This is a genomic window from Mucilaginibacter sp. A5337 (assembly GCF_059690695.1).
Genome location: NZ_JCAWEC010000012.1, coordinates 97325 through 104836 on the forward strand (window position 1 = coordinate 97325; position 7512 = coordinate 104836).

General features: G+C 44.7%; 6 protein-coding genes. 2 read left to right on the top strand and 4 right to left on the bottom strand.

The annotated features are described in order from the left end of the window. Positions 1–9 precede the first annotated feature (9 nt). The gene (locus AC59JO_RS27850; RefSeq protein WP_413670288.1) at positions 10–726 is read right to left on the bottom strand and encodes a hypothetical protein; all 717 of its coding nucleotides are present in this window, start codon (positions 724–726) and stop codon (positions 10–12) included. A gap of 54 nt (positions 727–780) precedes the next feature. Here AC59JO_RS27850 and AC59JO_RS27855 point away from each other — a divergent pair, with 54 nt between their 5' ends. Further along, positions 781–1497 (top strand): SAM-dependent methyltransferase, encoded by a 717-nt coding sequence (locus tag AC59JO_RS27855; RefSeq protein ID WP_497309571.1) that lies wholly within the window; start codon positions 781–783, stop codon positions 1495–1497. Continuing rightward, positions 1494–3095 (top strand): FAD-dependent monooxygenase, encoded by a 1602-nt coding sequence (locus tag AC59JO_RS27860; protein ID WP_497309573.1) that lies wholly within the window; start codon positions 1494–1496, stop codon positions 3093–3095. The genes AC59JO_RS27855 and AC59JO_RS27860 overlap by 4 nt, the downstream gene beginning before the upstream one ends. A gap of 85 nt (positions 3096–3180) precedes the next feature. Here the strand turns inward: AC59JO_RS27860 and AC59JO_RS27865 are convergent, their stop codons facing one another. The 3 genes from AC59JO_RS27865 to AC59JO_RS27875 all read right to left on the bottom strand — a co-directional run bounded on the left by AC59JO_RS27865 (position 3181) and on the right by AC59JO_RS27875 (position 7212). After that, positions 3181–5097, bottom strand: a complete 1917-nt coding sequence (locus AC59JO_RS27865) for a T9SS type B sorting domain-containing protein (protein WP_497309575.1) — start codon at positions 5095–5097, stop codon at positions 3181–3183. 225 nt (positions 5098–5322) lie between these two features. After that, positions 5323–6024 (bottom strand): LytR/AlgR family response regulator transcription factor, encoded by a 702-nt coding sequence (locus AC59JO_RS27870; RefSeq protein WP_497309577.1) that lies wholly within the window; start codon positions 6022–6024, stop codon positions 5323–5325. A gap of 3 nt (positions 6025–6027) precedes the next feature. Next, positions 6028–7212, bottom strand: coding sequence for a sensor histidine kinase (locus AC59JO_RS27875; RefSeq protein ID WP_497309579.1), 1185 nt, complete (start codon positions 7210–7212; stop codon positions 6028–6030). Positions 7213–7512: the final 300 nt, after the last annotated feature.

Sequence of the window (7512 nt, forward strand, 5' to 3'; positions counted from 1 at the left end):
CATGCGTAACTATGCCGCATTTGAGATAAATTTAACCAAACTCCTTTTAGCTACGGGCAGCAGCGTTTGCTCCAGCGGGAAGGTGATATCACTATGTACATAGTAAACTGCAGGGTTGGGTAAAAACTTATTACGGTTAATAAGGTTCAGCTTTATGCTTTCGGGTGTATTACTGATACTTTGCTCATAAGTATCAACAAAAGCTACATTAATGCCGCGATATTTATCGTTCTTATCCTCAAAAATAGTGATCTGGTATTCATAGATCCGGTTGGTACTTTCTTTTCCGTTTCGTAAAGAAAAATAGCCATGATAAGGCATTAAAGGGATAATGCCAACCGGATCAATATTAACATGGCTTTCAACAAAGTCATAAATGTCCCTGCCGGTTTTTATAGCCGGGTCCATTTTGCCGAGGGCATAGGTAATGATCTGCTCTATCTCCAGCATCCTTTGATCATCTGTAATGATCTTTTGATAGGTAAGTTTTACTGCTTCGATATCAGCCTGGGTTAAGCGTTGCGGGAAAGCCCGTTGTAGCAGCGTTTTATTCTTTTTAAAATCGATGAGGTTGTTATAGTGAAAAATAAGGTCGGCCAGGTTGGGGTATAACCGGCTGTTGTCAAAGTGGCTGTTGATTTCCTGCAGGTAGCTTAACAGGATATATTTTTTGTATTCAAAGTCAATATGGCCCTCTATAAACCAGTTTACACCTAATTGCCTCATTTTTCAGCCTCCTTTTGATAGCTTAAATTAAACAAAAAACACCAACTTTGCAATATGCCCTATGGAACCCTTTATTTAATTCCCGTACCGCTGGCCGATGACGCGGCCGCAAAATCATTTACACCCTACCTGGTTGATACTATCAACAGTATCAAAGAGTACATTGTGGAAAATGAAAAAACCGCCCGCCGCTTTTTAAAAGAAGCCGGTTTAAAAACTCCGCAAAGCGAACTGGTGATCCACGATTACGGTAAGCATAACCGCGATATGGGCAAGGCCGATTTTTTTAAGGGCCTGCAGGCCGGTAATGATGTTGGTTTGATGAGCGAAGCCGGCTGTCCCGGCGTTGCCGATCCCGGTGCCGAAATTGTTGATAAGGCTCATCGCATGGGTATTAAGGTTGTGCCCCTGGTTGGTCCAAGTTCTATTTTGCTGGCGCTGATGGCATCTGGCTTTAGCGGTCAAAGTTTTGCGTTTCATGGCTACCTGCCTATCGATAAAGCACTTCGCGCTAAAAAGATCAAGGAACTGGAAAATACTGCCGTAAAGCTTGATCAAACCCAAATGTTTATCGAAACCCCCTTCCGCAATAACCCAATGCTGGAGGAGATCCTGAAAACAGGCAACCCTAAAACCAAGCTTTGTATTGCTTGCGACCTTACCTCCGCTACGGAACTTGTACAGACCAAGACCATAGCCGAATGGCAAAAGAAAGTACCTGCTCTGCATAAACGTCCTACCATATTTTTACTCTATCACGGTAATAAATGACCATAAGCCAGCAGCATAGCCCCGTTGTAATAGTAGGTGCCGGTCCATCAGGTTTGATGATGGCTGCCCAGCTTTTACGATATGGCGTGCAGCCGGTAATTATTGATAGCAAGCAGGGGCCAACCTCACACTCAAAGGCATTGGCGGTGCAGGCCCGGTCTATGGAAATCTATAGGCAAATGGGAGTCATCGATAAAGTGCTCAACGATGGCAAACGCGGTGGTGGTGTACAATTTAACCAGGAGGGCATCGAAGTAGCCAGCCTTTCGCTGGCAAATGTTGGCGAAACGCAAACGGCTTTCCCCTTTATCCAGATGTACCCGCAAAGTAAAAACGAGCGGTTATTGCTTGATTTTATTACGCTGAATTGCTGCCCTGTATACTGGAATACTTCGCTGCTGTCACTAAGCCAGGATAGCAGTAAAGTAACCCTTCAGCTGCAAAGCGGCGATGATAAACAAATCATCACCTGCAATTGGCTGATTGGAGCAGATGGCGCACATAGCACTGTGCGTAAGCAACTGAATATTCCTTTTAATGGCGATACTTACCAGCACCAGTTTTATTTGGCAGATATTAAAATAGATGCCGATTTCGGAGACAAGGTTAACCTGTTCCTTTCAAAAAAAGGTTTTGCAGGTTTTTTTCCTATGCCCAATGAGCGGAGCTACCGCGTTGTAGGTAACCTGCCCGATGAATTTGATAAAAAAGACGAACTGCAGATTGAAGAGGTATTGCCGCACTTGCGGGATGTTACCAAAGAGCAGATCATTGTTGAACACACCAACTGGTTCACCACTTACCGCCTGCACCATCGCATGGCCGATAAATTCAGGGAGCAGCGCTGTTTTTTAGTTGGCGATGCCGCGCATATCCACTCGCCGGTTGGCGGGCAGGGCATGAATACCGGATTGCAGGACGCCTATAACCTGGCCTGGAAACTGGCAGGTGTGGTTAATGATCAGCTTAAAGCATCGGTGTTGGACAGTTACGCCCAGGAACGGATGCCTGTAGCCAAAGACCTGCTCAATACTACCGACCGGATCTTTAAAATGATACTTTCGCGCAACTGGTTCATTAATTTACTGAAGAAGTATTTGCTGCCCATTGCTTTAAAATGGGTGTGGAGCAAGCCCAATTTGCGCGAAGCTTTTTTTAAACGGGTATCACAAACCGGTATAGCTTATCGCCATAGCCCGATAAACCTTAACCTGAGCCACGCCACCTTAATCAAAGCTGGCGACAGGCTGCCCTACCTCAAAGTTTTTGATGAAAAGCGGCAACTGGAAACTGACCTGCACGAATGGTGCAGCAAACCAGGCTTCACGCTCATTTGTTTAGGCAAACTCAAGGAGCTTGACCTGTTCACCGTAGCCAAATGGATCACTCAAAACTATGGGGCCAATCTTAACTTCTTTTACTTGCCCCCATCGGCCAAAAACCAGCACATTTTTGATGCTTTCGAAATTAAAGAAAATCAAAAGAAAGCGCTCATCATCCGCCCGGATATGCACATCGGCTTTTTGAATGATGTGGTGGATATTGATATGATGGATAATTATCTGCTGAATGTGGTGGGGGTAGTTAGTGGTTCATAGATGATGGTTCATGGCAATTGTGGCTCCCTTATTTTCTTCGCTGTTTTGCTATGAACTATGATCCAGTAACCATGAACCCCAAAACTCACCTCGCCACCATCACCCAGCCGCTCATCACGTTCCCATTTTTTAAATCTATCACATAGTAATACGTACCCGATGGAATAACCCGGCCGCCATATTTGCCGTCCCAGGCCTGGGGGTAGCCGGTGCTTTTAAATACCAGCGCGCCATAGCGGTTAAATACCTGGGTGATTGAAGTTGGGTAGGTATCAAGCGCTTCAATGGCCCAGGTATCGTTAACACCATCACCATTGGGCGTAAAAGTGTTGGGGATAACTACTTTTTTATAAACACGCACAAACACCTCATCAGTAGCTTCATCGCCGCAACCCGAGTTTGATACCACATGCAGGGTATAGGTGATATCTTCCATTGGTGAAGCGGTTGGTTTAAGTTCAAGGCTGCTGCTCAGATAATCGGTCGGGGTCCAGTAGTAACTTACGTTTGTGCCTTTAGTGCTGCCATTAAGCGTAGTTGACTGGCCCTGGGTAATATGCTTGTCGGGACCTGCGTTAGCAACAGGCTTTTTAAGCACATTCACTTGTACATTAGCTGTTGAGGTACAGGTGCCGTTGCTTACTGTAACCGTATAAAGCGTAGTGTCTGTTGGACTGGCAACGGGATTGGCAATATTAGCATCTGAGAGGCCCGTTGTAGGCGACCATGAATAGGTTGAGCCTCCGCTGGCATTTAATGTTGCCGAATTGCCCTCACAAATGGGTTCAACGGCGTCAACTGCCGCAACAGGCAGGGCATTTACCACAACCTGCAATGGTACTACCACCTCGCAGTTAGAGGACGATTTAATCCTAACGGAATATGTACCTGCCGCTGCTGCGGTTACATTGCTGATTGTTGGGTTTTGAATGGCCGATGTAAATCCGTTTGGGCCTGTCCATTGATAGCTTACCCCGGTTGATGCACTTAGCGTTAAAGTTGTGCCGGCGCAAACGGGCGTATTGGCAGTTGCCGTTGATGAAGGCGGTGTACCAATCGTAAGTGTAAGTACATTTGAAGCCGACCGGCAGAGTGCCGAATTGATGTTACCTGCCTGTGCTGTTACGGCCCGGTAATAATAAGTGCCAGCCACCGTTGGTGAGGTAATCTGGTAACTTGAGCTGGTGCTGCCTGCTCCGGCGAGATCTGTCCAGGCACCGTTGCCGTTTTTGTATTGCCACAAAACCGTGTAGCCACTGGGGATAGTGGTATTAAGTGTATATGTTTGCGGAACATCCGAACAAGCCGAGGCTGTTAATGTCGAGCTTGAACTGCTGAAGCTTGCCGCTATAACCGGGCCGTAAGGCCTGAAAACAATATCATCAATTGCAAGGTCATTCGCAGGGGCACCGCCGGCGCTGTTGTTGATCATCTTGATTACCACATCGCCAACGCCTGCAGGTAATGTAAAATTAAATGATTCCTGTACCCATTTATAGCTGCCGCTGGTACGGGCAATAGTACCGGTATTAAAACTTTGAATGGTTGTGCCATCCGTTTTTTCGATAGCGAAAGTGATATTGGGCGGGCTTATATCATTGCTCCTTAATAAATTCACTACCCAGGCCGAAAACTGGTAGGTTGTATTGGAGCACAAACCCGTAATAGTACGTTTATAAAAATAATCGGTTTTGGATACGCTGGCATTTACCACCATCATATAGCCGCCGGTATTGCCGGTATGATCTGTAGCCGACCACCAAACATTGCCTGCGCCTGCGGTTGTATTTTCAATGGTATAGGAACCATCGCTCGGAAAATCGTTGCTGCTGTAGGTATAACTCGTCGAACCCGAATCGGCTGGCAATGCCCCGGAATGTGTAGATATTCCCGAGCCGAAAGTAATGCTGACTACCGGGTCACCCAAACTTTGCGCATTTGTTTTACGGGCTAATACAATGAGAAAAAAGCTGATTAGGGGGAGTAACTTTTTTGCTTCCAACGGAATACTGTTTTAAAAAAGCGCCTGCATGTACTACTAACATACAGACGCTACTATCGCAACTATTATGAAAAGGGGTATTATATAAACCATTTATGGGGTTATAATTGGTTTATGATATAAATATGGGGGCATAGCGGGTCTTCATCAATTATGTATCGATGAATAGCAGTTTTGTATAGGCGAACGTAATGGAAGTGGCTGGTTTAGCCACCTGGGAGCTTTCTATTTCAATTTAGCCCAGTTGCGGGCAAAATCGTTATAAGTTTCACTTACCGGCAATTCTACGTCGGTAAGCTGTACTTTACGGTTTTGAATAGACCTGATCTTGTTAACAGGTACAATATAGCTGCGGTGGATGCGCTGAAACTTTGTTGAAGGCAGTTTTTCCAATACCTTTTTCATCGGCATTAGTGTGAGGATCGTTTTATCGTTGGTGATATGGATCTTGATATAATCCTCCATACTTTCAATATACTCGATAGTACTCAAGTCTATCTTAACCATGCGATATTCGGAGTACACGTACAGGCTTTCGTCGGCCTCTTCAGCATCGGGTTTATTTTTGTATTTATAATAATCAACAGCTTTTTCAACGGCTTTGGTAAAACGCTTAAGATCTATCGGTTTTAAAATATAATCAAGTGCCTCCAGTTCAAAGCCCTCGTAGGCAAAGTTTTTATAGGCTGTAGTAAATATTACCATGGGTTTTACCTGAAGGGAACGTACAAGATCGATCCCGGTAATATCGGGCATGTTGATATCAACAAAAAGCAGATCGATAGGGGTTGTCTTTAAAAACTCGGCTCCGGTAATGGCATCTTCAAACGTATTAACCATTTGCAACGCAGGGAAACGCGATACATAATCACTTATGAGCCTTAGGGCAAGCGGTTCATCATCAATAGCTATACATTTAAGCACCATAATTTAAGCTTGTAAAGTAAGTTGAACAATATACTCATTATTGAGACTGCTTATGCTTAACAAATGTTTGCCGGGATATAAATGCTCCAGCCGTTGCCTGGTGTTTTTTATGCCGATGCCTGTGCGCTGGTAATCGCTTTTCTGTAAACCAAAGATCCGGTTTTTGCAATAAAAGGAAATATCAAGCTCATGGATATTGATCCTGATATCTATAGCCGATGGTTCATGTTTGCTCACGCCATATTTAAAAACATTTTCGATAAAGGTCATCATTACCAGGGGCGCTATTTTTCTTATGCCGATATTCCCGTTAACCTCAAAGTTAACTGCGGTATTTTTGCCTATGCGAAGGCGTTGCAATTCAATATAATCGCTGATACAATCAATTTCGCTTTGCAGTGGTACAAAGTCTTCAGCAACATCGTCGGTAACATAGCGCATAATGTTCGAGAGCTTCATGATACTATCTGCCGCATTATCATCTTTGATAGCAGCAAGCGTATAAATATTATTTAACGTGTTGAACAGGAAGTGCGGATTGATCTGTGCTTTCAGGAAAGAGAGCTCGGCATTGGTTTTATCGGCTTCGGCCCGGGCTGCACGTTGTTCGGTAAGCTGCCACTGCTGCACTGTTTTTATAGCGGTACTCAGGGCCATGATCATCAAAAAAATGAACAGGCTGGTACTGTCAAATGGCTTCCTGAATCTGCGTAAATGCCTGAAGCCGTTTCTTTGCCCTAATGAATCGGGACGGAAATATGGCGACCGTTCAAAGCCGCCCTGTGTATCCGGAGAAAGGGCATCAAACCTATGGTGGCCAAAGCGGGGACCATCAAAAGGCGGAGGCCCTGGCATCATCATCCCGCTGCGCATTCGCCAGTTCTCGGTACTCCGCAGCAACATGTCAAAGGGGCGGAGCATATAAACGCATCCTAATAAAATAAGGCAGATAATAGTGTAGATCAAATACTTCTTTTTTAAAAAGAACTGCGGAATGAACAGGTAAGCGTTACTGTAAAAAAGGACTATATAAGTGAGGCAAAATATCCAGTAGGCCGGCTTTTCCAGAAAAGAAGTAACAGAAGTATTGTATAGTGACCGGCTATTTAAAAAAGCCAGCGGGAAAGCCATGAACAGCAGCCAGCCGGCAATGTGTATAACAACCGAAAATACTTTGAAACGCGACATGATGTAAAATAACGCATTATGTTAGAAAGTTTTAAGTAAAAGTCCGAAAGTTGGAAAGTCATGTCCCCTCAGGGTCCTCTGAGAGTTTAAGTTAACCCACAAAATGATTATTGCCGATTGATTAATCAGCGCGAGTTGAACCCCTCTGGGGTTCGGGTAAGGGGAGGGACGTTATTTCTACAAACCTATTCCCCCTCTGGGGGATTTTTATTGGTAGGACAGGTGCACCAGAGGTGCAAAAGGTTTGTCTTGTCCGGAAATGGGTTTACATTAAAGTAAACACAGTGGAAAAGATCATTA